Source organism: Collinsella sp. LCP19S3_A6 (assembly GCF_052122015.1).
Taxonomy (GTDB): Bacteria; Actinomycetota; Coriobacteriia; order Coriobacteriales; family Coriobacteriaceae; genus Collinsella.
The window spans coordinates 1-744 of sequence record NZ_JBQKDD010000030.1 but is presented as its reverse complement, the minus strand read 5'-3'; the positions used below and the strand labels follow the sequence as shown (position 1 = coordinate 744).

The window sequence follows — 744 nt, the reverse complement described above, 5'->3', positions numbered from 1 at the left end:
GAGCCTCGACGGGATGTCGAACAGGGAGAAGACCCTGGTGATAGACCGCCTGAGGCCGTGCGGGAAGTGGTCCTTGAGAGAACTCACGAGTTCCTTGGGGATATCAAAGAGCTCCTATGAGTACCAGCGCCGCGCGATCGCGAGGCCCGACCGGCGCGCGCCCCTGCGCGCGCTCGTGCGCAGGATCTTCACCGAGGACGGCGAGGGGGCGCGGGGGTACCGCTTCGTGACGGCGCGCCTGCGCGAGCTCGACGAGCCCGTGCGCGCCTCGGAGAAGGTCGTCCTCCGCATCATGCGCGAGGAGGGCCTGGTCCCCAGGTGGATGAGGAGGAAGAGGAGGCCCTACAGCTCCTATGCGGGCGAGCCGACGCCGGCCCCGCCGAACCTCGTGCGCCGCGACTTCCGCTCGGCCCTGCCGAACTTCCTGTGGCTCACCGACATCACCGAGTTCAGGCTGCCCTCCGGCAGGAGGGTCTACCTGTCGGCCATCAGGGACTGCTTCGACTCCTCGGTCGTGGCGTGGAGGGCCGGCGAGAGACCGGACGCCGCGCTCGCCAACTCGACGCTCGAGGACGCCTGCGCGCTGCTCGCGCCCGGCGAGCGCCCCGTCATCCACTCCGACCGCGGCGGCCACTACCGCTGGCCCGGCTGGATCTCGATCTGCGAGGGGCACGGCCTCGCCAGGAGCATGTCCGCCAAGGGCTGCAGCCCGGACAACGCGGCGATGGAGGGCTTCTTCGGCCT

The 744-nt window shown here is 70.3% G+C and carries 1 protein-coding gene; it reads left to right on the top strand.

The features are described 5' to 3' along the window. A partial coding sequence (locus tag ACTQVX_RS08840) for an IS3 family transposase (RefSeq protein ID WP_441560935.1) occupies positions 1–744 on the top strand: 744 nt, incomplete at both ends.